The 2,610-nt window shown below is 35.2% G+C and carries 1 protein-coding gene; it reads left to right on the top strand.

Going from position 1 to position 2,610, the window contains the following annotated elements; all coding sequences use genetic code 11:
* Positions 1-57 precede the first annotated feature (57 nt).
* On the top strand, positions 58-2,610 hold a 2,553-nt coding region (gene polA / locus ACHZC3_RS12400; protein WP_394760184.1), incomplete at its 3' end, for a DNA polymerase I.

Genomic DNA, 2,610 nt, shown 5'->3' with positions numbered 1-2,610 from the left:
CTAAAACATAAAATCCTACAATTTGAATGTTTATTTTTACAGTCAAATTTTTTCAAAATGTCACAAAAACGTCTTTTCCTTCTCGATGCTTATGCTTTAATATTTCGAGGTTATTTTGCTTTTATAAAAAACCCAAGAATTAATTCTAAAGGAATGGACACATCCGCCATTATGGGATTTATGAATGCCTTGATGGATGTAATTAAACGTGAAAAACCAGACCATTTGGCCGTTGCTTTCGACAAAGGTGGAAGCACCTACCGTTACGAAATGTATCAAGAATACAAAGCCCATCGTGACGAAACTCCCGAAGCTATAAAAATTGCTGTTCCATACATACAAGAATTGCTCAAAGCGATGCATATACCTATTGTCGAAGTAGCTGGTTTTGAAGCTGATGACTTAATAGGAACATTAGCAAAACAAGCCGAAAAAGAAAATTTTAAAGTTTTTATGGTTACACCAGATAAAGATTTTGCACAATTGGTTTCCGAAAATATTTTTATGTACAAACCAGCTCGAATGGGTAACGACATTGAAATATGGGGAATTCCTGAAGTCTTGAAAAAATTTGAAATAGAAAGACCCGAACAAGTGATTGATTTCTTAGGCATGATGGGCGATGCTGCCGATAATATTCCAGGTTTGCCAGGCGTTGGTGAGGTGACGGCTAAGAAATTATTGAAAGAATTTGGCACGATGGAAAATCTTCTCGCCAATACTGACAAGCTAAAAGGCGCCATGAAAGAAAAGATTGAAGCCAACAAGGAAAAGGGGATTTTATCAAAAAAATTAGCCACAATCCTGCTCGATTGCCCTGTAAATTTTAACGAAAGTGACTACGAATTATCGAAACCGGATGTTGAAAAAACAGATGCGCTTTTCAATGAATTGGAATTTCGTCAAATGAAAGCTCAGTTTGATAAATATTTTGGAACTGGAAAAGAATACGACGAAATTGACACTAATGGTAATGAAGCCAGTAACAGCCAAACCACACTAAAAAAACAAATTACTAAAAAAGCCAACGAAGATCAATTCGATTTATTTGGATTTTCTGACGAAGAAAGTGGCGAAGTAAAAACCAATTCACATTATACAACTCTAGAGAACACGCAACATTTTTACCAAATCGTTCAAGGTGATTTACCCGTAAAATTATTGTTGCAAAATTTAATGAGTCAATCTTCTGTTTGTTTCGACACCGAAACTACAGGAATTGATGCTTTGAATGCCGAATTAGTTGGCATGTCATTTTCTTTCGAAAAAGGAAAAGCGTTTTACGTTCCGTTTCCAGAAAATCAGGAAGAATCACAACTTTTAGTCGATAAATTTAAACCATTTTTTGAAAGTGAAAGCATCGAAAAAATCGGTCAAAACATCAAATATGATTTAAAAATTCTGTCGCATTACGGAGTTGAAATCAAAGGGAAATTATTCGATACGATGATTGCCCATTATCTGATAAACCCAGATATGCGCCACAATATGGATGTTTTAAGTGAAACCTATTTAAAATATTCACCAAAATCTATTGAAGATTTAATTGGTAAAAAAGGTAAGAATCAAAAATCGATGCGTGAAGTGGCGCTTGAAGACATCAAAGAATACGCTGCAGAAGATGCTGATGTTACGTATCAATTAAAACAAAATTTTAGTCCGATTTTAGACAAAGCCGAAACTAAAAAATTATTTGATGAAATCGAAATTCCGTTAATCCCTGTTCTCGCAGCAATGGAATTAGAAGGGATTAATCTTGACGTTCCTTTTTTGAAAGAAATGTCGGTTGAGATGGCAATTGAAAGTTCCGCATTAGAACAAAAAATTTATGAAACCGCTGGTGAAAAGTTCAATTTGGCATCACCAAAACAATTGGGTGATGTTTTATTTGATAAAATGAAAATTGGCGGAGCCAAACAAAAGAAAACCAAAACAGGTCAATATGCGACTGGTGAAGAAATATTAAGTTATTTAGAAAAAGACAATCCAATTGTAAAAGACATTCTAGAATGGCGCCAAATGGTAAAACTGCAAAGCACTTATATTGACGCATTACCAAACCAAGTTGACAAAAAAACAGGTCGAGTTCATACTGATTATATGCAAACTGTTGCAGCAACAGGACGTTTGAGTTCGAATAATCCGAACTTGCAAAACATTCCAATTCGTACTGAACGCGGACGATTGATTCGTAAAGCATTTATTGCTCGTGACGAAAACTACACTTTACTTTCTGCCGATTATTCGCAGATAGAATTGCGAATAATCGCTGCTTTATCAGGCGAGGAAAACATGATAAAAGCGTTTCAAAATAACGAGGATATTCACAAAAGTACGGCTGCAAAAGTGTTTAATGTGCCTTTAGAAGAAGTTACTAAAGAACAAAGAAGCAATGCTAAAACGGTAAATTTCGGAATTATTTATGGTGTTTCAGCTTTTGGTCTTTCTAATCAAACTGATCTTTCTCGAAAGGAAGCTGCCGAGTTGATTGATGCTTATTATCAAACGTATCCAAAACTGAAATCGTATATGAGTAACCAAGTTGATTTTGCTCGCGAAAACGGTTATGTACAAACGGTTTTAGGGCGACGACGATACTTGAAAGACATC

It is taken from the genome of Flavobacterium sp. (assembly GCF_043720215.1).
GTDB lineage: Bacteria > Bacteroidota > Bacteroidia > Flavobacteriales > Flavobacteriaceae > Flavobacterium.
The sequence above is the reverse complement of the archived record's forward strand: the minus strand, read 5'-3'. Positions and strand labels throughout refer to the sequence as shown.